18 protein-coding genes are annotated in these 25,399 nt (G+C 37.7%); 5 read left to right on the forward strand and 13 right to left on the reverse strand.

The features are described from left to right. The first annotated feature begins 149 nt into the window (after window positions 1-149). Complete coding sequence (gene uvrC / locus CA2015_RS05180; RefSeq protein ID WP_048644364.1) at window positions 150-1,946, forward strand: excinuclease ABC subunit UvrC; 1,797 nt, start codon at window positions 150-152, stop codon at window positions 1,944-1,946. Between the two features lie 56 nt (window positions 1,947-2,002). Here the strand turns inward: uvrC and porN are convergent, their stop codons facing one another. The 9 genes from porN to CA2015_RS05225 form a co-directional block, all read right to left on the reverse strand. Then, window positions 2,003-2,827 (reverse strand): type IX secretion system ring subunit PorN/GldN, encoded by an 825-nt coding sequence (gene porN, locus CA2015_RS05185; protein WP_048644365.1) that lies wholly within the window; start codon window positions 2,825-2,827, stop codon window positions 2,003-2,005. A 43-nt stretch (window positions 2,828-2,870) separates the two neighbouring features. Continuing rightward, window positions 2,871-4,472: a type IX secretion system motor protein PorM/GldM gene (gene porM / locus CA2015_RS05190; protein ID WP_048640941.1), complete on the reverse strand. Its 1,602-nt coding sequence runs from the start codon at window positions 4,470-4,472 to the stop codon at window positions 2,871-2,873. A 57-nt stretch (window positions 4,473-4,529) separates the two neighbouring features. Then, window positions 4,530-5,336 (reverse strand): type IX secretion system motor protein PorL/GldL, encoded by an 807-nt coding sequence (gene porL / locus CA2015_RS05195; protein ID WP_048640942.1) that lies wholly within the window; start codon window positions 5,334-5,336, stop codon window positions 4,530-4,532. Between the two features lie 63 nt (window positions 5,337-5,399). Then, window positions 5,400-6,494 (reverse strand): T9SS ring complex lipoprotein PorK/GldK, encoded by a 1,095-nt coding sequence (gene porK, locus CA2015_RS05200; protein ID WP_048640943.1) that lies wholly within the window; start codon window positions 6,492-6,494, stop codon window positions 5,400-5,402. A gap of 114 nt (window positions 6,495-6,608) precedes the next feature. Next, window positions 6,609-7,583 carry a PorP/SprF family type IX secretion system membrane protein gene (locus CA2015_RS05205; RefSeq protein ID WP_048640944.1) on the reverse strand — a complete coding sequence of 325 codons (975 nt, stop codon included), beginning with the start codon at window positions 7,581-7,583 and terminating at the stop codon, window positions 6,609-6,611. 77 nt (window positions 7,584-7,660) lie between these two features. Next, complete coding sequence (locus CA2015_RS05210; RefSeq protein WP_048640945.1) at window positions 7,661-8,434, reverse strand: uroporphyrinogen-III synthase; 774 nt, start codon at window positions 8,432-8,434, stop codon at window positions 7,661-7,663. A 15-nt stretch (window positions 8,435-8,449) separates the two neighbouring features. Next, window positions 8,450-9,562 (reverse strand): DUF4271 domain-containing protein, encoded by a 1,113-nt coding sequence (locus CA2015_RS05215; protein WP_048640946.1) that lies wholly within the window; start codon window positions 9,560-9,562, stop codon window positions 8,450-8,452. After that, entirely contained in the window at window positions 9,562-11,238 is a 1,677-nt protein-coding gene (locus tag CA2015_RS05220; RefSeq protein ID WP_048640947.1) for a POTRA domain-containing protein, read from the reverse strand. Before CA2015_RS05220 ends, CA2015_RS05215 begins: the two co-directional genes overlap by 1 nt. 53 nt (window positions 11,239-11,291) lie before the next feature. Then, window positions 11,292-12,200, reverse strand: coding sequence for an SMP-30/gluconolactonase/LRE family protein (locus CA2015_RS05225; protein WP_394332061.1), 909 nt, complete (start codon window positions 12,198-12,200; stop codon window positions 11,292-11,294). A gap of 288 nt (window positions 12,201-12,488) precedes the next feature. On the opposite strand from CA2015_RS05225, the gene hemW reads away from it, so the two are divergent. Beyond that, window positions 12,489-13,613, forward strand: coding sequence for a radical SAM family heme chaperone HemW (gene hemW / locus CA2015_RS05230; protein WP_048640948.1), 1,125 nt, complete (start codon window positions 12,489-12,491; stop codon window positions 13,611-13,613). 23 nt (window positions 13,614-13,636) lie between these two features. After that, window positions 13,637-13,951 carry a DUF721 domain-containing protein gene (locus tag CA2015_RS05235; protein ID WP_048640949.1) on the forward strand — a complete coding sequence of 105 codons (315 nt, stop codon included), beginning with the start codon at window positions 13,637-13,639 and terminating at the stop codon, window positions 13,949-13,951. Window positions 13,952-14,075: 124 nt separating this feature from the next. On the opposite strand, the gene CA2015_RS05240 is transcribed toward CA2015_RS05235, so the two are convergent. Together CA2015_RS05240 and CA2015_RS05245 are read right to left on the reverse strand one after the other, a co-directional pair. Further along, complete coding sequence (locus CA2015_RS05240; protein WP_048640950.1) at window positions 14,076-15,524, reverse strand: aldehyde dehydrogenase (NADP(+)); 1,449 nt, start codon at window positions 15,522-15,524, stop codon at window positions 14,076-14,078. A 432-nt stretch (window positions 15,525-15,956) separates the two neighbouring features. Beyond that, window positions 15,957-17,207, reverse strand: a complete 1,251-nt coding sequence (locus CA2015_RS05245; protein ID WP_048640951.1) for a dipeptidase — start codon at window positions 17,205-17,207, stop codon at window positions 15,957-15,959. 165 nt (window positions 17,208-17,372) lie between these two features. On the opposite strand from CA2015_RS05245, the gene CA2015_RS05250 reads away from it, so the two are divergent. Next, entirely contained in the window at window positions 17,373-18,272 is a 900-nt protein-coding gene (locus CA2015_RS05250; RefSeq protein ID WP_048640952.1) for a YncE family protein, read from the forward strand. A 188-nt stretch (window positions 18,273-18,460) separates the two neighbouring features. Further along, window positions 18,461-19,465 (forward strand): acyl-ACP desaturase, encoded by a 1,005-nt coding sequence (locus CA2015_RS05255; protein ID WP_048640953.1) that lies wholly within the window; start codon window positions 18,461-18,463, stop codon window positions 19,463-19,465. Window positions 19,466-19,842: 377 nt separating this feature from the next. Here the strand turns inward: CA2015_RS05255 and CA2015_RS05260 are convergent, their stop codons facing one another. Next, window positions 19,843-22,635, reverse strand: a complete 2,793-nt coding sequence (locus CA2015_RS05260; RefSeq protein ID WP_157470321.1) for a hypothetical protein — start codon at window positions 22,633-22,635, stop codon at window positions 19,843-19,845. Window positions 22,636-22,824: 189 nt separating this feature from the next. Beyond that, window positions 22,825-24,954, reverse strand: coding sequence for a DNA helicase RecQ (recQ, locus tag CA2015_RS05265; RefSeq protein WP_048640955.1), 2,130 nt, complete (start codon window positions 24,952-24,954; stop codon window positions 22,825-22,827). Window positions 24,955-25,399: the final 445 nt, after the last annotated feature.

Below are 25,399 nucleotides of genomic sequence, written 5' to 3' on the forward strand. Positions count from 1 at the left end.
TAAGCAAGCGATGGCTTAAGCGCAAAACTATAAGCCAAATTAATTTGATGTACTTGAATTTACTACAAGAATGCTTTTTCCCGATTAAACCAATCGCCAACAAATTCGATTAGTAAAAATAAAAACCGATTACAACTGTCTATATGGACATGCAATCTCCTTCCTATCTACCTGCAAACCACAATCAGTTACCTGATTTGCCAGGGGTTTACAGGTATTACAATGCAGAAGATGTACTTATCTATGTAGGTAAAGCAAAAAATCTTAAAAAAAGGGTAAGTAGTTATTTTAACAAGAATACAGGCATAAACCAAAAAACAAAAAAAATGGTAAGGGAGATCAAAAAGATCGAAATTACCATAGTCAATTCTGAGTTTGACGCACTGTTACTTGAGAATAACTTAATAAAAAAATCCCAACCCAAATACAATATCCTTCTTAAGGATGATAAAACTTATCCTTACCTCCTACTTACAAATGAACATTTCCCAAGGATCTACAGCACTCGGAGAGTAATCCCTTCTTTGGGCACGTATTTCGGGCCATTCGCAAGCGTTAAGGCCATGAACAATGTGTTGGAGCTCATTCATTCATTATTTACACTAAGGACGTGTAGACTGGATCTATCACCAGAAAAAATCTCATCTTCAAAATACAAAGTATGTTTGGAATATCACCTGGGCAATTGTAAAGGGCCTTGTGAAGGACTTCAGGATGAAAAGAGTTATTTGGCGGACATTGAACAGGCTAAAAACATTCTCAAAGGAAACCTTGGGATCGCAAAGAGCTATTTTAAAGAAAAAATGAATGAAAGTGCCGCACAATTGGACTTCGAAAGTGCGCAAAGTTTCAAAGAAAAGTTAGATTCACTTTTAAACTATCATGCTAAATCTCTAGTCATAAACCCTACCACAGAAAGTCTAGATGTCTTTACCATAGTAAGTGAGGAAAAATTTGCTTTCGTTAATTATCTAAGGATAAAAAATGGTGCCATTACCCTTAGTAAAACAGTAGAATTAAAAAAGAAGTTAGACGAACCTGATCAAGAATTACTATTAACGGCAATTATTAGACTTAGAGATCAGTTTCTAAGTGACGCAAAAGAGGTGCTTGTAAACCTGGATTTTGAAGATAGTCCTGAAGGATTGTCCTTGGTACAACCAAAAATAGGAGACAAAAGAAAATTAATAGAGCTCAGTCTCAAAAATGCGCTCTACTATAAAAAAGAAAAGCTATCCTTCGCAGATGAGGGGAAAGACAAAAAAAACAGGGTATTACTTCAATTAAAGAAAGACCTTTCTTTAAACGAATTACCCAATCATATCGAGTGTTTTGACAACTCCAATATCCAGGGGACAAACCCAGTTGCCAGTATGGTTTGTTTTCTAAATGGTAAACCCGCAAAAAAGGAATACCGACATTATCACATTAAAACAGTGGTAGGGCCTGATGATTTTGCAAGTATGGAAGAGGTTGTTTACAGAAGGTATAAGCGGCTTGTATCGGAGGAGAAGCCACTTCCAAAACTAATTGTTATAGATGGAGGTAAAGGTCAACTTTCATCAGCAGTGAGTGCTTTAAGAGACCTTGATCTATATGGAAAGATTCCAATAATAGGTATCGCCAAGCGATTGGAGGAGATTTATTTCCCACTAGATCAATACCCTATTTATATTGATAAAAAATCTGAGTCCTTGCGATTAATTCAAAGGATTAGGGATGAAGCACACCGTTTTGCTATCACTTTCCACCGTGATCTCAGAAGTAAAGGTGCACTCAATAGCAAACTATTATTTATTGAAGGAATAGGGGAACTCACTGCTCAAAAACTATTGAAGCACTTTAGATCCTACAAAAAAATCGAAGCAGCTTCACAAGATGAGATTATCAATGTCATTGGAAATGACAAGGGGTTGAAGGTTTGGGAAGCCATACATAAAAAATAAATGCAGGTACTGATAAAGTACCTGCATTTATTTTATTGTTTATAAAGGTAACCCTGTTACCATTCCCAAAGGTTATTTTCCCATTCAAGAAGTTCATATTCAAACTCAATGGATTTCAAATAAGCTTGCAATTGTTGATTTGGATCTCCTGGATCTATCATATCGACAATAAGTGCATTTTCTGGATTGGTGTATTTCCTCACCACAGAACGGAATAACCTTAAATCGAATGCTTGACTATAGGGTAGATTTTTTGAAATATTTTCGAAGTTCATCCACTCACCATGATCCGTTGTATTAAAGTAATTGTAGAAATCTCTGAATCTAATGAAAGCAATGGTTTTCTGTCCAACCCCATAATTGGTTTCTGAGGGCATAACCAATTCAATGTATTTCACATCAAACCTTACTTCAGAACGGTGCTTATCAAAAACAAAATCTTCTCTAAAATCTAAGTAATACAAATCTTTAACAAAGATAGAATCACCGTTTTCAGCCGTTAAGAAATTGGTTTGAAAATCAGTAATAGACAATCTTTCATTAAATTCTTCATCAGCGAAGACCTCAATGGAATTTTCCATTACAGCATCATAGATGTTCATCATGATTCCATCTAACTTTAATCCTCCGGTACCATAAAATGGCAAATTGTACTTTTCTCTAAGGTCAATTCTTCTCCAAACACCTATTTGGTACATTTTATCAGACTCCCTTATAGGCAAAACAGAATAAATGGTATCTACATCAAATCCTCCATCACCTAAATCTACTCCGGGGTTTCCAGAATTGGCATTGTTTTGGGAAAAAGCAGGTGTAGCAAAAAAACAACATGTTAAGACACCAACCGCCAGCAGCCCAATCCCTTTCCTTAATTCTTTCATGATTTCTTTCATTTAAATATAGAACGATGCAGATCCCTTAATATTATTTAATGGAGATAGGATAAACTTCGGTCACAGAACTTTTGATTTTATTACCCTTGAAGTTGGTTCTTGTAACTTCCCTCACGATAACAACTAATTTATCCCCTGATTGGGCTTGAGCTAAAAGGTTTCTAACAGCTACATTCTTTCCTGAAATGGCTACACTCTCCCGAGGTACATCATTTCGAACAAGCCTTACCTCACCTGCTGTCACTTCAAAGTTCGCATCTCTGGACATTGTTCTACCAAAAGTAGGTTCAGGGATGGCTCTAATTTGAAGGTTAGTCAATCCATTTGCAGGGATTGGATTTTGAAGATCAATCTGCGTATCACCGTTGAATGGACGAATAGTCGGTGCTGGCACAGGCTTAATGTCATAACCTACGGTACCAATTTTATTACCTCCACTTGAAACTGTAATATTAACTTTTCCTGAAGCTACAGGTATTACGGTCACTTCAGAAGGTTTAGATCCTTTTATGGCTTGGCCACCTGCAACGTCAAAAGAAGGTGCATATGAATTACCTAAAGCAGGAACTTCAATAACCAAATCATTGGCACACTCAGCATACAACTGATTGACTACCTCAGAACTCACCTTGATAACAGGCTGAGCAACGAAATAGTCATAATCTATGGTAAATACACTGTCTTGACCGCCTATAGGAACAGTAATCTCTCCTTTAAGGGACCTGGCAGCTAAACCTCTATCGTCATAATTTGAAGCCGGTGCAACTGGGAATTTTATTTGACCAAACCCATCTTCAACAGGTACACTTCTTCCATCAGCCGTCATTTTTAAATCGGTTGATGAAGAGGAGGAAGCCAAAAACATTTCTGCTTCGAAAGTAGTACCTGCAGCCACTACATTAGAATTGGCTGCGATTCTTGCTTTCAATTTATCCGCCTCAAATATAAAAGACCCTAATGAGTTGGTGATTTCCGTCAAAGCTTCACTCTCAATATTCAACACTTCATTTTGATGCTGACTAATGATAGCTAAAACTGCACCAATTGGTGATTTGACATAATTGAGGTTGACATAATCTTTGAAATTTACATCAACATCATTTTTAAAAAGATCAATTTCACTGGCATCCTTAGCGATTTTTTCAAATGACTTATTGATCTTCAATTCGGAAAGGATTTGCTCAATTTCAGCAGGGAAACTATTCAACTTTTCCTGCATTTCATAACCCAAACGATTGTTGTTAAAGATATTACCAGGAATATCTACATTTTTCAATGCAGAAGTTCTAAAGTTACCTTGCTCATCAATTGCATTGGATTCTTCTATCAATCTAGTTTTAGCCTCTTCCAGATAGCTAACGAGTTCCGTACTCTTTTTCCTAATTTCCTTAGCTGCTTCAACTTTGGGAATATCTACTATATTATTGCCTTGCTGCTCTACCGTTGTAGAAATTATGTTCACAGAAAAAAGGTTTTTCTGGACATAATTTTTCGCAGTTCTTTCCAAGCCATCGTTGATCAATACAAATTTTTGTAGGATTTGGTTACTTACTTGTAAAGCCAGCAGAGCGGTCAATACTAAGTACATCATCCCGATCATCCGCTGTCTTGGTGTTTCTTTACCACCCGCCATAAGCTATTTAACTTTATTATATTATAAAAATAAAAATTTGATTGGAATCATGAGTTATTAACCCTTCATGGCTGATAGCATGCCACCATACACATTATTTAATGATTGAACGTTCTTATTAAGTTTAGCCAACTCAGTTTTGAACGTTTCAGTTTCTTTTCCAGCTTCTTGAATGCCTTCCATTGCCACTGAAATATTGGAATAGAATTTACTTATTGTTTTAGCATGCATATTGGAGTCTTTCAATTCTTCTTCATAAACATTATTTAAAGCAGAAAGGCTTCTCGTAACATTTACCAATTGATCTTTATATGCTTTTGCTCCTTCGGATGCTGTCGCCATCTCAGCTAGTGCACTAGCTGTTTTTGTGTAAGAGTCATTGATCTCAAGCATTGATTTCGATGCTTTCTTCACATTTTGTGCGTAATCATTGGTTGCTACAGCTGCATCTGATATACTGCCCAACTTCTCCGTAGTGCTTGCTAAGTTTTGCATTCCTTTGCCTAAGCTTTCTATTAGTTCTGGCCCAATTTTGGCTTTAGACAACATTTCATCCATTTTTTGAGCTGTTTGATCTGTATTTTGCACCGTAGCTCTTCTAGTAGGGGCAACGCCTGAATTTGAATCTTCTAGTTCAGGATAAACCTTTGTCCAATCAACTTCTTCATTTTTTGGCTCAAATGCAGATAGAAAAAATATTAGCGCTTCTGTAGATAGACCAACACCAATCATTATTGATGAAAAACGCCAGTCTAGAATCTTGAACATTGCACCAAGAATAACAATTGAGGCCCCTATTCCGTAAATCTTAGGCATTATCGAGCCGTAAAATTTATAAGCGAAAGTGTTGTTTTTTGTAGACATATTGTGTAAAAATAAAAATTTTAAAACGGTTTGCTAGTTTGGTTTAACATTAATAACGGCAAATTATCGCCTGCTTCGTTTGTTGGAATTACTACTCATAGATCCTGATCTTCCAATATAAGTCATGGTAGTTCTGAAACCTATATGTGCTGTTTGTACAAATTGATATTCAAAATTCCTTGAACTTGTTTCTAAAAAATAACCTACATCCTTCCAGGATCCACCCCTCACTACTTTTCGACTTTCTGTAGAATCTATATAAGTTGGGTTCATGTCCCAAATCAATGAATTGGCAGCTGGATTGTATGCATCCTCCACCCATTCTGAAACATTTCCCGCCATATTATAAAGCCCATAGCCATTAGGTGCAAAAGCATCTACCGGAGCTGTATAAGCAAAACCATCATCAATATAATTTCCTCTTCCTGGTTTAAAATTAGCCATCAGACAGCCTCTTCGGTTCTTTAAGTAAGGGCCACCCCAAGGATATTTGGCGATGTCTTTACCTCCTTTGGATGCATATTCCCATTCTGCTTCAAGTGGCAAACGAAATTTAGGCATGTCAAATTCCGAATCGTCATTGGCATTCATGTGATAGGATTTCCATTCACAAAATTTCTTCGCCTGATCCCAACTTACCCCTACTACAGGATAGTCATCAAATGCAGGGTGATCAAAATAGTATTCCATCAATGGATCTCCATAATGGTGAGTAAAACTTTGTGACCAAATGGTGGTATCCGGAAGAAGTTCTTCCAAAACAAAATCAGGTGGATCTGCTTGAGTAGTTGGTGTACCTAAAGCCAAATCCCCCATTCTAACTGCATCAAGAAATTGTCTGTACTTGTTATTGGACACTTCATACTTGTCCATAAAAAACTCAGAAATAGTCACTTGCTTATTAGTTGAAGCTCTGCTTACGCCTATATCTTCATCTGCCTGTCCCATCCAGAAAGTCCCAGCTTTAACTGGTACCATTTCAAAGGGTAACGATTGCTGCCATCCTGACCTTTTAGGCACGCCAGTTACCTCTCCTCTTCTATTGAGCTTTTCACTAGCTGTGCCTTTATTTCCAAAAAGCCCACAACCTTGAAGTAGTGTCATTATTAATAACCCTGAAACCAGAGTCAAAAAGCTATGATTCATTTTTCTTAACATAAATGACAATAAAGTAACTACATTCATTTTCAACCATTTAAACAATCAACTAATTCGAAATTTAACAGATTTTATTAGAAAATCGCAAGGTTTTCTTTAATAAAATTCTTATTACTAGAACCTGAATCGTGGGGTCCTTTGAATAATTCTGTCAATTTGTTTCGAAACCTCTGGTAAATTATAGGTAAGCATAAACTCATGTGAAGACGGCCTTTTCGCTTGAACGCCACCTACTACCAAGTCAAATGCATACCCTAATCTAAGTGAGTTATCTTTCAATAAACTATACCCCACCAAAACTGATGCCGATTCTTCTAACCTATAAGCCATACCTAGGCTAATTCTTTTATTATATGTGCCTATAACGCTAAAGTCATAAGAAAAAGTATTTAATGATACTGATTTCACCAATATACTAGGTTCAACACTAAATTGTGCAAAAGTGTTTATTTTATACCCAACTAGTAAATAATTGTGGTTTTCTAATTGGTTTGCCAAACTACCACTTCCGAAATCAAAAGCAGGCTCATTAAGACTTCTGCTACTTAACCCCATATAAAAATTACCTCTATCGTACAATATCCCTACCGAGGCTTTTGGCCTCAACTGGTTTTCATCTCCCGCTGAAGGGATGTTAGGATCTGGGTTGACTGGGGAAAATTCTCCAAACTTTATGGTACTAGAGAAAAATCCACCCGAAGCCCCTACTCTCAAGTTCCCTCTTCCTAAACGAAGATGATAAGCAAGCGAAAGGTCTACTTCTTGGTTATTGAATGGGCCGATCTGGTCATTTACTGCTACCAATCCAAATCCCAAAGGTATTTTTTTCATTCTACCAGAAAAGGAAAGCAACTGAGTCGTAGGTGCGCCACCTGCTCCTGAACTGGTACTGTAATTTAACCACTGACTCCTATGTAGTGCTGTAATAGAATATCCTTCCTCTTTACCTGCAAAAGCAGCATTATAAAAAATGCCGTTGTACATATACTGAGTGAACTGGGCATCCTGTTGAGCAATGGCCTTCGGAGAATCCAGAAAATAAGCCATCCCAAACAACACATAGGTTAACAGGTAAATTCTTTTGTTCATGCGTACAAGAAATTTTGCATTTGGAAATCTATTCTACACATTTAAACTGAAATTACCAGTAAAAAGATTAAAAGAAATCAGATTTTATTTGCTTTTTTTATATACAACTCCAAAGCACCGGTCATACTAGGGGCATTGGGAAGCGGTGCTTCAATGTCCATAATAAGGTTCATCTCCTTTACAGCTTGGGCTGTAGTAGGTCCAAATGCAGCGATTCTAGTCTTTCCTTGTTCAAAATCTGGAAAATTATGAAACAAAGATTTAATTCCAGAAGGGCTGTAAAATGCCAAAATATCATATTTAATATCTTTCAAGTCTGACAAGTCTGCTGCTACTGTATGATAAATGATGGCTTCAGTAAAATCAATATTGTTTTTACTCAAGAATTCAGGTATATCATCTTTCCTTATATCAGAACAAGGGAACAAGTATTTTTCAGATTTGTGCTTCTTGAAGAAATCAAATAAATCAGCTGCCGTACGCGTACCTACAAATAATTTTCTTTTTCGGATAACAATATATTTTTGGAGATAATGAGCTGTTTGCTCTGAAATACAAAAGTATTTCATGTCTGCAGGCATCTCAATTTTTAATTCTTGACATATTCCAAAGAAATGGTCTATCGCATTTCTACTTGTGAATATAACAGCCGTATGCTTGAGAATCTCTATTTTTTGCTTCCTAAAATCTTTTATAGACACTGGCTCAACCTGTATAAAAGGCCTAAAGTCAATTTTGATCTTATACTTTTCAGTTAACTGAAAATAGGGGGACCGTTCATCGGTAGGTTTAGGCTGTGAGACCAAGATGCTCCTAACTCGATTTAGTCTGTTTTTTGTTGCTTGCGTCATTTTTATTTTTTTTCCTTATCCTAGGAGTAATTTACAAATAACCAAAAATGGGATCAATTCAGAGGTGCAAAGGTAAGAAAATAAATGATAATTATTAAATCCATTCTTTTTATACAACCATATTGTCAATCCTATTAATCCCAAAGAATATATTATAATAAAAGTATAATACATATAAGAGAAATGCTCGTACAAGGAAAGCCAATTGTTTGCATATACCACCAAAAGCATACAAATGGTAATGAAAAGAGCGAAGCCTCTAACCTTTAATAAATAAAAAAAATGAGGGAACGCTATTTTTTTTAAATTGAATAAAAACGCGCCTGTCCCCAACCAAATGAACTTAAAGAAGGTGATAATTGTCAACAACAAGGAAAAAATCAACCAGCCATACACCAATTTCTCAACCTCCCCGTCCAAGCCCATTCCATAAAAGTCAATCCCCAATCCGTGAATTACCAATACAACCAGTAAACCAGTACTCATATTGATCAGTACAAGGTAAAATAATAATTCGGCAGAATAAATTTTAGAAAAACTGCTCGATTCCCAAATATCTTCAATAGAAAAAACACTTCTTGGATTCCAAAAAATACCGAAAATGGCAGGAAAAAACGCCCTGAAAATGGCAATCAGAAACAGTATTGCAATCAATGCGATAAAGAAAAAATCTCGTATTTCGTCTCTATTTCGTTTTGTTAGCACATTCCCTAATGTCTTCTCCTTCACTACCGTATTAAAATAGCCCTTTTTTAGCGAAAAGTCCTCCGCCGATATTCCCCGTTTAAAAGCAGTGATTTCTAATTTCCCCTGTTCTCCTTTGAAGGGAACTGTTGCCTGATTACTGATCAACAAGACGGTGTCCCTAGGATAGTATTCCCATAAATCATTATTAAAAAATAAGCTTGTACCCGCAGGAATTTTAATCCGCCATGAAGCATCGGGAAACTGGTTTGCATCGACTATGACAGAAACCGACTCATTTTTCTTGCCCCAACTGTTTGAAACATTTTCATAAATGGCGGAATCATAATTTACCAAAACCTGTGCAAAGGACCTGGAAGGGATAAGGAACAATAGCAATAAAAAAAGTCCCTGTAGCAATAATATCTGACCAATGCACCTCATTAAAAACGACCTGTAAAACCAAAATGAATTCTAGAATAATTAAAACCTAAAGGCTGACTACCGGCCTGGCCCAATGCGTACACGAATTTAAATATCCCTCCGCTGGTTTCCAAGTTTAATCCACCTCCAAATGAAAAGGGCCATTCTCCCGGAGTATTGCCTACCTTATTTTCTACCCTGCCCACATCTGTAAATAATAGGAAATAGGAATAGGTGCCAAAATAAAACCTTGGCTCAACATTTAAGTACATATAGCGATTGGTATAAAAATAATTTTCATTAAATCCACGAATAGAGCGCAAACCACCTAGCCGGAATAAGTCATTTAACAACAGGTTAGAATTGTTCATCTCACCCGCATTCAATGCCAATTTTAATCCTAAATTTTGTGGCCATCTGTGATGGTAAGCCAAATTGGTCTGTACGTAATACTGCAGTGAAGTCTTGGTAATCCCCTCGTACAACTCGGCTGGAAGCCCCGTATTCTCTAGGATTTGTTTGTTTCCTAGTCCAAATGTTGTAGTGGATTGCCATCCCTGCTTGGGCAAAATAATATCATCCACACCGTTGAAGGTAAAAGTAGCTCCATAGCTATTGTATCTAAAATCAGCAATTTCTGGCAGGCTGGTGGACGTTTCATAACCACTAATTGCTAATAGATCTCCAGCTTGCCTTTTGCCAAAAAAACTCAAATAAGTACTAGGGCCTAACTGATATCCAATATTAAGGGCAAAGGTTCTGTTTAGAAATGTGGTGTCTTCCTTAAGCAAAGAAAAAGAACCGCTTACATCGAGGTTGGTTCCAAATACAAATGGCTCTCTGGCTTCTACATTTAAATTTTGAGAGTATTGACTTAGACGCTGCCAATTCAGCACATAATCTCTACCTCTACCTGCTATATTGTATAATTGAAGATCAAACTGACCTGTTACCAGCCATTTGTTCGCTTCAATCTCATTAGGGAGCAAACCTACAATCCCATCCAGACTATTGATCTTTCGATCATTTACGGGCAAATAGATTGTCGCCTCTTCATTTTGAAAGGACAGTTCCGGATTACTCACAACACTTATATAAGGTATGTTTTTAATGGCTTTGGTGGCATCCATCACTTTCTTTTGAGAGAAAGGCTCACCTGGCATAACACCTAGCTTTCTGGCCAAATAAATCGCCTTGGTTTTGGAATTCCCGGTGACCCGAAGGGTATCGAAAGTAATCAATGGCCCCTTGTCCATAAAAATACTTGCTGAAATACCATTGTCTATTTGGCGAATGCTATCAAGCTTGACTGAGATAAAAGGGTACCCATTGTTTTGCCCGATATCAAGGATTTTATCCATTAATTTTTTAAACTCTTTGTACCGAAATGGCCTTTCTGATACTGACAAAAGTGGATGGTTTAACCTGGATAAGATCCATGGCTCTAGATTGCCTTTACCTAAGGTAAGCCACTTGGCCTGAATGCCTGTTTCTACCTCTAGGACAATTTCTTGCTCATTTGAATAAGTGAGTTTTAGCTCAGGATGAAAATAACCTTCTAACTGCAAGGAGTCTTTAACAGATTGTGAATAATCGACAACTCCAAGACTGTCCGGAAATGAGGCTGTCATTTCATTCAAGAGCTTACCATCACTAAACAGTTTTGTATTTAGCGTGTAAGCAGTTTCTTGTGCCATTACTGTTAATGCTGTAAAGGACACTACAACAAAAAAAATATAAACAACCTTTTTTACCAAACACCCCTCACCTTCATTTGGAGTGTATAGACAGCATCTGAAGCGGTGATAAACAATGTCTTCCTATCTCCTGCGCCAAAACAAACATTAGCTGTCCATTTCGCATCTACTGGAATATGCCCAATCTTATCTCCTCTATTGTTAAAAATGGTCACACCCTCACCGGTAAGGTAAAGATTACCTCTATTGTCAATGGTCATTCCATCAGAGCCCATTTCCACAAAAACCTGTCTATTGGTCAAATAACCATCTTCCTCTATATCGTAAACATAGGTTTTCTTTGCACCGATATCGGCCACATACAATTTCTTTCCATCGTAAGACCCTACAATCCCATTTGGTTTAACAAGGTTTTCATCTACTCTGAAAAATTGCAAGCCATCTTTGCCAAGGTAATAAAGGTGGTTTCCATCTTGCTGCATCGCAGGATCTCTTTCCCAATAACTCCTTTCATAAAGGGGATCTGTTAAATAAATCCCACCTCGAGGATTAATCCATAAATCATTGGGTCCATTTAGTTTTTTGCCCTTAAAATTTTCAATCAAAACCTTTGACTTTCCTTCTTTATCGAAAGACCAAAGCTGATTATCCATATCTGCACAGGCAATTAACTCACCCTCACGGTTAAAGTACAAGCCATTGGCTCTTCCTGAGGCATCAGTAAATTCAATTATCTCTCCAGTTCCAAATTTCCACTGGTATATTTTATTGTTTGGCTGATCTGTAAAAAACACATTGCCTTCTCTGTCTACAGCAGGTCCCTCTGTAAAACCATATCCATTTCCCACTTTGACTAATTCAGCATTTTTTGCTACCAGACTCTTTTTGACTTCTATCTGGGCAGAAACAGGGAAAGAGAAGATAACAGACAACAAACAAATCAACGGAAATACTCGATTCATATTCATCAATAGCATTGGTTAGGGTTCTTTTTTTCTGACACTTACAAAATTAAGGCAATTATCACCAAAAACTAAAACCTAAACCCAATTATCTTTAACTTTGCACTTGAGTAATAAATAATGATCAATTATGTCTTGCTCCTAACTGTTCCCAAAGTCCATCTTGGTATCATTTAAGTCTTACTTTAACTGCTGCATTTTAGTAAAATAAAGAGGAGAGTGAAGCTTTTATCAACTTAATACCCAGCACAGCATTTGGGACAGCCTTTATTACACTAAATCCACTTTATGTCCGGCATCTATATCCATGTTCCATTTTGCCTACAAGCTTGCCGTTATTGTGATTTTCACTTTAGCACCAACAGGCTGAACCTTAAAGAAATGGTAGACATGATTTGCCTGGAATTGGTAGAAAGAAAAAGCTATCTATCAATGGAACCTCTCATTGAAACCATCTATTTTGGAGGAGGAACTCCCTCAATTTTACCAATTGAACAGCTTAGAAAAATCTGGGATACCATTCAGGATAATTACGATTGCAATATTCAGGAAGCTACACTCGAAGCCAACCCTGACGATCTGAACGACAAAAAACTTTCGGAACTTTTGTCATTAGGAATAGATCGATTAAGTATTGGCATTCAAAGTTTTCACGATTCAGTTTTGCAGTTTTACAACCGTTCACACAATGCCGAAGAATCGCTCAATGTGATTCAAAAGGCTAGAAATGCAGGGTTCAAAACACTTTCTATGGACCTGATTTATGGATTCCCCCATGAAGACCATAGTTTGTGGGAAAAAGATTTGGAGGCCACTTTGGAACAAAACCCAGAACACATCAGCAGTTACTGCCTTACAGTCGAACCCAAAACTGTGTTGGGTGTCTGGGAAAAAAAAGGCAAGTTTAAGGAAGCTACAGAAGAATTTCAGGCAGAGCAATTTGAGATTTTACAGCAATACCTAAAAGAGGCTGGATATATCCAATATGAAATATCAAACTTTGCTAAAGAAAATGCCTATTCTATTCACAATAGCAACTATTGGAAAGGCATCCCATATCTGGGTGTTGGACCTGGTTCTCATTCTTTCGATGGTTTTCATCGTGGACACAACCTGAGCAATAATGGTAAATACATCAAGCTGCTACAATCTGGAATGCTTGCTTTTGAAATAGACCATCTGTCGAAGGAAGACAGGATCAATGAATACATTCTCACTGCACTAAGGACCATTTGGGGTATAAATACGAAATGGCTGGAAAAGCAATACAATTTTAACCTTTTGCTCCTACATAGTGAGAACCTTAAAAGCTTTAAAGAGCAGGGAATGATTCAAATCGAAGAAGGCATGATTACCCTTAGCGACAAAGGGAAACTTCTTGCAGATTACATCGCTTCAAAATTATTTATCTAAGCTATTCCCCTTATCTTTATTCTATGAAAAAATATTCGCATGATTCCACCAGAAAAAGGAATACTTCCCCACTAAAAGAAGTATTTGAAGAACTCTTGGAGGCTTATCGTATCAAGGATAAATTTTCAGAAAAAACAGTGATACAGGAATGGAGCCAACTGATGGGTAAAACTGTAGCTTCCCGAACGCAAAGTCTATCAGTGAGGCAAAAAATCCTTTATGTAAAGATAAGTTCTGGCCCACTTAAAAAGGAAATTATGATGAATAAAACCAAGGTATTGACACTCATTGCTGAAAAATACGGTAAAGGAGTCATCAATGACCTTGTTATTCTATAAACTCGAAATACGCAATCAAGCTTCTAATTGGTATTGGTAATACCATTATAAAAAAGAATGGCAGACTAGTGAAATTGTTATCCCTAGCCTGCCAAAATAATATCGTATTTTTTGCTTTGTCCACTTACCTAACAAAAACTCCATCAACTTTTCTAAGAATCCCTAATGGGTTTGCCTCTACAAGCTCCTCCGGCAATAAAGCCTCTGGCATATCCTGAAAGGCTACAGGTCTGGCAAAACGGGTGATGGCATGACTTCCAACGGATGTACTTCTGCTGTCGGTGGTTGAAGGGAAAGGGCCTCCATGTTGCATTGCATGCCCCACTTCCACTCCAGTTGGAACACCCTTAAATAGCAATCGGCCACATTTTTCTTCAATGAGGTTTAGAAAACCTTTGTTGGCTGATAATTCAGTAGATTCTCCCCATACCGTACAGGTAAGTTGCCCATTTAGCCTAACCGCAACTTGCTCAAGCTCTTCAGGGGATTCGTAAACAACCATAATGGCAAAGGGACCAAAAACTTCCTCTTGGAAGGCTTCCTCATTCAACCAATCGCTTGCTTTCACTTTCGCTAGGGATGGATTGCCAGTAAGTATTTGAGAAGCTTCTGTAGTCAATAACCACTCTAGTTTGTCTGATTTGGCAAGGTTTTTCAAGGCCTGATGATAGGTATTACAAATCCCCTCATGTAGCATGGGTGCTCCGGCTACTTCCTTTAACTGGCTTACTACCTGTTCTGAAAAAGCCTCCTCTTGTGCTTTCGGTACGAAAATTAACCCTGGGTTTGTGCAAAACTGTCCCACACCTAAAACCAAAGATCCTGCGTAAGCATTGGCAGCGGCTAGCAGGTTTTCATTTAAGTAGGCTTCCATGGCAAATATTGGATTAACACTACCCATTTCAGCATAAACGGGGATCGGTAGCTTTCTTTTATTGCATGCATCAAACAGTGCCTTCCCCCCCTTAAAAGAACCTGTAAAAGCTACAGCTTTCGCCAAAGGGTGGGTCGCCAATTTCTGCCCAGTGTCAATTCCTCCTTCTATATGTTGAAAAGTACCTTTTGGCAATCCAGAAATGCTTACTGCTGAACTTATTGCTTTGGCTACCATTCTTGAAGTTTCAGGATGGGCCGGATGGGCTTTGTACAGTACAGGACAACCAGATGCCAAGGCAGAAATTGTATCCCCCCCAGCTGTAGAGAAAGCCAATGGAAAGTTACTGGCACCAAAAACCACAATTGGGCCCAAGGGTCTTAGCATTCTACGAATATCAGGTTTTGGAGCAGGTTTTCTTTCTGAATCTGAATGGTCGATGACCGCTTCGACCCAACTTCCCTCTTCTACCAAATTGGCAAATAGATTAATTTGCCCAAGTGTTCTTCCTAGTTCTCCGGTAATTCTCCCTTCAGGTAAATGTGATTCTTTTGCGGCAAGTGGAATTAAATCTTCCCTTAAAAGTTCGATTTGACTGGCTACCTCTTTTAAAAATGCAGCCCTCTTTTTACTCCCTTGTTGCTTTAAAATTAAAAAGGCTTCCTGTGCTTCCTGAAAACTGTTTTCTATCTGACTCATATTGAATTTTTCTCTGATTTAATCTATATAACCACTTTCAAGCAAAAGCCATTCCTTGGAATTTTCGTTTTTCAAATTCAATTAGAAAAGGCTTCTACGAAACCCATGCGTTTTTCAGGTTTAAACCCCTTTTAACTGCCATGATTTTGCATTTAATTAAAGTGAAGTTAATAGTTATTCGTGGTACAAACAACTTATTCAATTTGAACAAAATTTGATCTTTATTATGATACCTAATAGCTATTCATCTTCTTCGATACAAAAGATAGGAATAGTTTATTATCTAATAAATACCAAGATAAGCCAATTGACCTCAGGCAATCCCCTTCATGTGCGAACAATAAATCAGATAAATCCTACCTTATTAATCAAATCCAAAGTTACCTTTTTAAGTACCAAGACTATTTTGAGCCATTAATGTCTAAAGCTACATTAGGTTGATTTAGCAAAGGCTATCACCTCATTCCAAACCCTGAAAATATTCTTATAACAGATTTTCTCTATATCCTCTTTGCTATACCCCCTCTTAAGGAGTTCGGCAATTAGATTTGGGTACATTGACACATCCTTGAGGCCGGTTGGCAAAGTATCACCAACTCCATCAAAATCTGAACCAAGCCCAATATGGTCAACACCTACCAAATTGAGCACATGGTCTATATGGTCAGCCACCTTTCCAACAGATGGAAAAGGATTGTTTTCAAGAACATATTTCTCTATGTAGGCGATGGCCTCAGGATCGCTCCTCTTCCTATTATTATCCGCTAGCCAATTCACAATATGCTCATTGACCTTGCTGCTTTTTTCACCAAAGGTTTCATCAATAAAATCTCCCCCAAAATTTATCATAATGACTCCTCCCTTTTCTCCCAGTTTGGATATCATGTCATCGTTCATATTTCGTTCGAAACCAGGTGTGAAATGACGTACTGATGAATGAGAGGCTATCACTGGGGCTTTACTTATTTCCATCACATCATAAAATGTATCATCAGACACATGGGAGATGTCAACTATTACACCTAAACGATTCATTTCATTAACAACTTTCACTCCAAATTCACTTAATCCACCATGGGTATAAGTAGTGTCATAGGAAGAGTCTCCAATCAGGTTATCCTTACCATGTGTTAGGGTTATGTACCGTATACCCTGATTATAAAAATACTCCACATTACCAATATCGTCCTCTATAGGTGCTCCATTTTCCATACCCAGAGGAAGGGAAATTTTACCCATCTCGAAATTACGCTGTATATCTTGTGGACTGTAAGCCATTGCAAATTTATCAGGCCAGGTAGTTGCAATCCCTTTTGTCATCCGGATAAGTGAATCTGCAAGCACCTTGGCCCCTCCTGATTCTTGGTATCTTGAGGGAATGTATATGGACATAAAAGGAGCATCCAACCCCCCTTCTTTGGAACGAGGGTAATCAAAATTCCCTCCTTCTGTTCGCTCTGCCACATTTAAAATCTCCTTTTGAAGTGAAAACCCTCCTATTCTCATTCTATAGGGTAAATCCACATGGCCGTCTACCATTATAGTATTGTGTGCAATTTTTTTTGCAAGGACTAATCTTTCTTCATCTGAAAGATCCAGGTATTGCTCCTCAGAGGAGGATGAAGAACACGAGACAAATATTACAGCGATTAAACAGTATAAAAAAGCATTCGAATTTTTCATTTATCAGGGTATTTAGATGTATTTACCAAAATAATTAGTACACGCTTCACTAAAGATACGCATCTACAGGATTATAACTAAGCACAAAAACATTCATTTTTTAATGAACATTAAGTTTTCATCAAAAAATTATCGAAATTTGATGTTCAACCAAAAACCACAACAATGAAACAATATAGCAAGTTTTTATTCTACAGTTTTATTTTAAGTGTATTTGCCATATGGAGCTGCGGATCGAAAAATACTGAGTCAGCAAAGGAAGAGTCCAGCGATGAAATAGAAGTTGAACAGGCTGCTGTGGCCGCCTCTCTGGAAAAGGTATGGGAAACCGCGGCTGAGCTTACCACAAATGAGTCGGCGCATTATGAAGAAAGTGATGGAATGATTTATGTTGCCAATATAGAAGGTGGTCCTTCAGAAAAAGATGGTGTTGGCTCAATCTCCAAACTAAACGCCAAAGGAGAGATCGTTGAAAGAAATTGGGTAAGTGGGTTGAATGCACCTAAAGGAATGACCGTAATGGGTGATTACCTGTACGTTACTGATGTAGACAGGTTATTAGAGATTGAAATGGCTACCGGAAAAATCAACAAATCCTATGAGGTAGAAAATGCGGTGTTTTTGAACGATGCAGACAACGATGGGAATAGGGTCTATTTCACAGACATGAAAGCCAATAAAATCTTATTCCTAGAAAATGGTGAGATCAAAACATTTGCAGAAAACCAGCCCAATATCAATGGATTACGTATAGGTAATGGCAACACATTGTATGGACTTGATGCCGATGGTTTTAAACAATATAAAAGCGATGGGAGTTTTGAAATCATAAACAGTGCTGTTACCGGTGGTGATGGTTTAATCGTTCTTGATGAAGATACTTTTATTGCCAGTAAATGGGGTGGTGAAATTTACCTTATCCAAAATGGTCAGGAAGTGAAATTATTGGACACTTCAGCCGAAGAGTCAAATACAGCAGACATCGGCTATATTCCTGAGGAAAATTTGGTGATTGTTCCTACCTTCTTTAAAAACAAAGTAGTAGCTTATAAACTCTCCTATTAGCCTTAGAGCAATTGTTTTTATGAAATTGAATGAATTTGCCGGTACAATCGTTATATTATAGAATAATGTGTCAGATTTAAACCTGTAAAAAGGTTCTGATTTGCCGGTGTTGTTAGTTAAATTGTAGTAAGGTGTTAATATTTTGGAATATACCAATAAATTGACATCATAATGCGAAAGCCTAATTTATGAAGAAGTCAGAAAATATTAATTACGAACTTGAAAAGAATGCCGAAGTTATCAGCCAGCTGAACGACTTTGTGACAGAAACCGTAGGGACTACCCTTATGGATCCCGATGATTGTTGGCAACCAACTGATTTTCTTCCTGATATGACACAACCTGATGCAATCGATCAGGTAAAAGAACTAAGGGAAAGAGCAGCTGTAATTCCTGACACCATCATCACTTCGTTGATTGGAAACATGATAACGGAAGAGGCACTTCCCAGCTATCAAACCTATTTCAATATGTTGGAAGGGGTAAATGAAGATGGTTCTCTTATTAGCGACCAAGGTTGGGTACAATGGACCAAAGCCTGGACCGCAGAAGAGAATCGACACGGTGATCTGTTGAACAAATACTTGTACTTATCAGGCAGAGCTGATATGAGAAAAGTGGAACAAACCATTCATCGATTAATCTACAATGGTTTTGATCCCAGATCTGAGAAAGACCCTTATCAAGCCATCGTTTATACTTCCTTTCAAGAAAGAGCAACCAAAATCTCCCATGTTAATACAGGTAAATTAGCCGATAAAGCTGGGGATTATGTATTGGGGAAAATCTGTAAGCAGATAGCAGGTGATGAGGCAAGACATGAAAAAGCTTATAAAAGCTTTATGTCAGAAATCATAAAAATTGATCCTAGCGGAGCTGTTCTTGCGTTTGAAAAAATGATGAGAAAACAAATCGTTATGCCTGCAGTATTAATGGCAAAAGGTGGTAGTAACCCAAGCTTGTTTGATCAGTTTTCTGCTATTACTCAGAAAGTAGGTATTTATACTGGCTGGGATTATGCACGTATAATCGATCACTTGGTAAAACTTTGGGAAATAGAAACTGTTACAGGTTTAAATGAAGCGGCTTCAAAAGCTCAAGAATACCTTTCTGGCCTGTCCTCAAGGTACATGAGATTGGCTGACCGAATGAAAACACCAGACGAAATTAGTTTGGCATGGATAAGTAAATAAAAGGGCTAAAAAAAAATATTTAAAAATGCCCTTTTTAAGATTTAAGTAAAACTGGAGTTCAAAAAGTTGCTTAATCACCCATGACAAATATACCTAATATGCGATCTTCAAAAAATACCCCAATTGGGGTATTTTTTTTGCATTTTCGATCCAATAATACAATTGAACCCGAAATATGCAATAGACAATCTATTACGTGCTGAAATCACTTCAAAATCAGGCACGCTGTTCCTGTTTATAATTTCACTATGGTGATGCCCTGCTAAAATCTACAAACACCCTGATTTTCTTTCGATTACAATACTTTTGATAAACATGGTACAGGCTTTACCCCCGACTATTGTCAGGGCGGAGAAATTCAATTAATCAATCCGGGCTTAAGGAATAACTTGATATTTCTTTTTCTGGTAGCCAAAGCGACCATCCTCGGAAATTGCTTCAATAATAAGCATATGATCCCCTAACACATCCCCATTGTAAAAGTCAACTGAAACAGCACCCTCAGCGCCAATTTTAAGGTTTGAATCCCAGTGAATAAGCGATCGTAAATCAGGCTTTTGGCTTAGCCGTGCATCAGGGCTTTTGTATTTTGGTGTGTAAAACTCCCTTTTTGGTGAAAAGACTGGTAATACAGTATCTAGTGTTCCTAATGAAGGTTTTTCTAACCCTAATACTCCAATTCTATCTTTAGTATATACAGATATAATGTGCCCCATATAGGGTGCTTCCAATGGATTGGTTTCAGGAAATACCGTTAGGTACTGCTTTTTAAAAAATTTCGCATGCTTTATTATCTCAATTTGATCGATAATATCAGGGGACATATGGGGAACCAAATCGTAAAGGTCTTTTTCAAGTAACTTCCCATCAATGGCCAGCAAGGTAGGCTCGTCTTTTCCACCTAAGACATGTGCAAGCATAAAACCATCAGAAAACTGCTCAATCATTACCTGATCTGAAAAATTAAACATTAGAATGCTAAATAAGCCATAAGACCATTTTTCTTCTTTTTCACGAATAAGTCCTCCGGGAATTATAAAGTCAGGTTGCCCGAAGCTTTTATGGGCTGCCTCCATTTCTGGAGACAAGAGAAAATCTTCAACAAGCACTTCCTCTAAATCATTGAAACCATTGAGCATGTTAAAATTCTCTTCAGCTTTAATTCTTCTATTGCTGGATTGAATGGTCTCCTTAATATTGTGCTCCACTTCAGCTGATAAAGGTAGATTTTGAAAATAAATTTTAGGTGTTTTGATTGAATCCAGAGAAAAAGAGAATCTTTTTTCTTTACCCAAACGATCATTGGCCTTAAGGAGCACCCTCATTCGCTGTCCATAAGCATCGTCCAATAAAAAAAAAAAATTCCCTGTGCTATCTGTAGTTTGTGAATAAATTATAGATTTATTTCCAAATGAAGCCAAAGTCAGATTTATATTGTTAACACTATTTTTTCTACCTAAAACCGGCGGCAAAACCTTACCACTTAAAGTGAGCCCTTGTTGTGGGTCTATTATAGTAGCGCGCTTCTGACTAACAGGATAATTATAACTGCGCCATCCCTGAGTAAGCATAAGTGCCTCCATAGCTTCATGCCTTTCTGAATTCTCTTCATTAAAATAAAAACCAGGGTCTTCTACTTCTCCTTTTAGCTCCGAACTTAGTAGAAAATATGAACGAATATTATTCTCCTTGCCCATTGTACCGTGTTCATCATTGACAACCATTACAGAAATACTGCTCGCAGGGGCTTTGGTTTTATATCCAGAGATTTTGATATGCAATTTCGTTTGTTCTCTTTGCCTGTAACTGTTTTTGTCAATTTCTAAACTAACATCTAACTTCTGTTCACTATTATCATTATAATACAAGCGCTGTACTATCAGTTCATGTGCATGGTTCTTTACTGTAAAAACTATAATTCCTTCAGGCAATTGATCCGCAGGCAGAGTTGATACTAGCTGTCCTTCTTTTAATTTCCCCTCTATTAAAAAATAATCTACACCTCTGCAACTGGCACTTATAAAAACACTATCTTCCAGCTCATTGGAAGCAAGGGCTAAGCGTAGTTTTTCGTTGAATTTAGCAACAGACAATACTGTACCATTGGCCATTACTTTTGGCAAAGGATAAACCTTTGTTGAATCTTTTACATTTGGAAGGGAAACTCTTGCATGATAATTGGCTAGGCTGTCCGGTTGAAGATACAATACCCCCATTCCAAGTACATTGCTTTTAAAATCTGTGACCTTATTCCCCAGACCATCATAGACAGTTCCTTCAATCTTAATTCCTTTTCCATCTGACCCAATTGCTTTGAAGGCCACTTTGCTACCAAAACCATGGACCAAATGTCCGCTTTCCGGGAAAAATTGAATATCTGGCAAAGCATCGTTTAAATAAACCGTTTTACTGAACTGAAGTTTTTCCTCAACATCAAACGAAAGTGAAACCCAAGACTGTTCCCTTTCTAGGTCATAGCTCAAGGGGTATTGCCCCTCTCTATTTCTTTTGATAATGACAGTATCACGGCCTTCCCCCCAATCCAGATATACTTGAATTTCTCTGTCTAGCGCTTCTCCAATTTCCCCAAGTCCTAATACCCCTTTTAACTTAAATAACTCCCTGTTTTCCTCAATGCTCAGATCGATAACAGGATACTCCTTTGGTTCACCATTTATTGACACAATATTGATATAGGAACTAAAAATAAAATCATCTTCAAAATTAAGGTTCCATTTGGTATATGCTCGAATCATATAACGTCCTTGGGGATAGCTATCTTCAAGTTCCAAAGAACCTTCTCCTATACCCTGCTCTAGTTTCACCAATTTATGTAATAGTACTTCTCCATCCACCCCTATTAGATCAACATAAAGCAGTCCACTAAGCCTAGAAGGCAAATTACTTTGGGCATCTAAAACGATGGCCTTAAACCAAATGATTTGGTCGATTGCAAATACGGTTGAGGTGAGCTGCAGGTATATCTTCTCTGCAGCAGGTGCAGAAAAAGCTTCTTGTTTTTCTTCTTGGGAATGAGCCTCAGGAATATGGAATAACAATAAATAAACACATAAAAACAAGCCAACACACTTGTAAATCAATAAAATACCGGGACTACTGAAATAGACCAAAGATCTGTTGATTGATTTAGTAATTAGGTTTGTGATCAAAACATTACCTGTTATCGGATTATTTTTTCCTTAATGTGAAGACATACCTCAACATTAAACCTTTCAAAAATTACTCATTTTAATTTCGGTTTCCAAGGCTTGACAAAATCACTATGTTAAATGCATCCATTCATCTCCTTCATTGTGAAATAATGCTAATCCTACCCGGTAAGCATTCAGGCAAATCAATTATTTGCTTTCTTTAATCTCTGACAAGGCTACTTTTAGTTCAAAATAGCTGTATTTTTCCCCGAAATGATCTTTCAATTTTTTAAGTCCAAAATCCTCAATTTTATTGGCAACGGCTACGATAGCTTGGGCATCTTCCTCGCTCAGGAAAGTTTTTTTATCTAATTTATTTTCCTCAATCAAGCGCACTATATGCCCTTCGATTGTGGTTTTAGCGAGGCTGCGGACTTGAGCAATTTGAAAAATAGTTTTACCTTCCTTATAAAGTTCAAACGTTTCCTGGACGGAAGCTGATGGAGCCGTTTTTATTTTGCGAACTACTGGAGCTCCTGTTTTTTTTGGAGGAACAATATTATTCTCCTTTATATGGGTTGTTATCACCTTTAAAAAGGCTTCTCCATACCTTTCTAATTTAAGCTGACCAATCCCACTAACTCGAATTAATTCCCTTTCGTTTTTGGGATACTGTTGACTCATTTCCACAAGAGTAGCATCTGAAAAAACAATATAAGGAGGAACATTCTGGGCATCTGCCAGTTCTTTCCGGGTAGTTCTAAGTTTATCGAAAAGTGCTTCATCCTTTTCTGTACTTGATTCAGTTCGTTTGAACACCTCTTCTTCCATGGACAATAGGAATTTCTCCTTAAGCTTCAATTTCTCCCAGCCCAAATCACTTAATTTCAACACAGGCATTTTTGGATCTTCCTGCAGAAGGTAGCCTTCTGCAATAAGTTGAAATCCCAATCGTTTCCAAAAGTCTTCTGACCTGTCTTTCCCTATACCATAAACTGACAATGACTTTTGACTTTCGGTTACCTTAGCTGCCTGAGAACCTCTTAAAACCAGAATAACATGTCCTAAACCAAATTGTTGCCCAAGCCGCACCACGGCCGACAACAACATTTGAGAAAAAACAGTCATGTCTGACTTGTTGTTTTTCTGAAAACAAACATCACAATTGCCACAATCCTGAGGATATTCCTCACCAAAGTAATTAAGCAAATACCTGCGTCTACAAGACTTGGTTTGGCAAAACTGAACCATGGTGTTCATTTTTGCCTTCATGTGCTTAACATAATCTTCATTTTCGGCACTCTCTATCATTCTCCTCAGTGTGATACTATCGCCTAAGCTATAGAACAACAATGCCTCTCCAGGCAAACCATCCCTACCCGCTCTACCGGTCTCTTGATAATAGCTCTCTATATTTTGAGGCATATTGGTATGCACTACAAATCGGACATTGGACTTGTCTATCCCCATCCCAAAGGCAATGGTAGCTACAATTATTTTAACCTCATCCTTTATAAACTTCTCTTGATTTTCTTGCCGAATATCTTTGCTTAAACCTGCATGATATGGCAATGCTGAGAAGCCATTCGCATTTAGTTTAGAAGCAGTGGCTTCTACAGACTTCCTGGACAGGCAATAGACAATACCAGAATCATTGGGCCTTAGGTGAAGGAAATCAACCAGTTTACCAAAAGCGTCAGACCTTAAGGCAACTCTATAGGTAATATTAGGCCGATCAAATGAGGAAATAAACCATTCGGGCTTATTCAGTGAAAGCCTGCTAGCAATGTCTTGTCTAGTTAACTTATCTGCAGTAGCTGTTAAAGCCAGAAAGGGTGTTTCTGGAAATGCTTTCCTTAGTGCCCCCAACTTTAAATATTCTGGTCTAAAGTCATGCCCCCATTGTGATACACAGTGGGCTTCATCAACAGCCACCAAAGAAAGATTCATCTCCTTGAGTGCATTAACCAATGGATAGCCACCAGAAAAAAGACGCTCGGGTGCTACATACAATAGCTTTATACCACCATTCATGGCCTGATCAGAAACATGTCTTTGCTCACTGATATCCATGGTGGAATTCAGAAATGCTGCAGGAATACCGATTTCATTCATCGCATCTACCTGATCCTTCATCAGAGCTATCAAGGGAGAAACTACTAGGGTGAGTCCTGGTAAAACCATTGCAGGAACCTGATAGCAAACAGATTTACCAGCACCTGTGGGCATTAGCGCTATACAATCTTTCTTTTCAAGTACTTGACGAATAATCGATTCCTGCTGACCTCTAAAAGAATCGTATCCGTAATATTTTTTTAATACTTCTATTGGTTTCATGCAGGAGAGGGTTTGCGCAAATGGTAAAAAGAATCCTAAATTTAACACAATAAGATGTCCTTTTCAACCTCCGAGCATAGCATACTACCTAACCTTATTCATTTTAACCCGGATTATGTAATAGGATTTCTCCGTCCTGACAATAGTCAGGGGTGAAGCCTGTCCCGTGTTTACGGGAAGTGTTGCAATCGCAAGAAAATCAGGATGTTTGGAGATTTTAGCATAGCACCGCTATGGTGAAATTGAAAACAGCAACGAAGTGGCTGATTTTAAAGCGATTTCAGCACGAAATAGAATGTCTATTGCATATTTCGGGTTTAAAAGTAATCCACTGTAATTAGAGTGTCCCTTTATGATTGAATAGGTTTAGATCGCAGGTCACCGCTTTTTCAATTTGGGGTAAAATTAAAAGTAGCCCTCCTATTGGAAAGCTACTTTTAATTTA

The organism is Cyclobacterium amurskyense (genome assembly GCF_001050135.1).
In the GTDB taxonomy this organism is placed as follows: domain Bacteria; phylum Bacteroidota; class Bacteroidia; order Cytophagales; family Cyclobacteriaceae; genus Cyclobacterium; species Cyclobacterium amurskyense.